At 33.6% G+C, this 271-nt stretch carries 1 protein-coding gene; it reads left to right on the top strand.

The window, feature by feature from the left end:
* The coding region (locus tag HU755_RS27615; protein WP_238350058.1) for a hypothetical protein at positions 1-204 on the top strand (204 nt) is incomplete at its 5' end.
* Between the last annotated feature and the right edge of the window lie 67 nt (positions 205-271).

The raw sequence follows: 271 nt of genomic DNA, 5'->3' as shown, positions 1-271 counted from the left end.
AGTGAGTGGATTGAAATTAAAGAAGCACCTCAAAAAGAATTACTTTTAGAAGTCTCACTCTATATGAGTGAGTGGATTGAAATATTTTCTATTTTTAATAATGTCCTTCCCATTAAGGTCTCACTCTATATGAGTGAGTGGATTGAAATGATAATAGTTTTACAAACAGCGAACTCTATTTCATGTCTCACTCTATATGAGTGAGTGGATTGAAATCTGTTGACAATACTTATAATGATTGCGCTGGTAGACGTCTCACTCTATATGAGTG

It is taken from the genome of Pseudomonas sp. SWRI111, from assembly GCF_014268555.1.
GTDB lineage: Bacteria > Pseudomonadota > Gammaproteobacteria > Pseudomonadales > Pseudomonadaceae > Aquipseudomonas > Aquipseudomonas hamedanensis.
The sequence above is the reverse complement of the archived record's forward strand: the minus strand, read 5'-3'. Positions and strand labels throughout refer to the sequence as shown.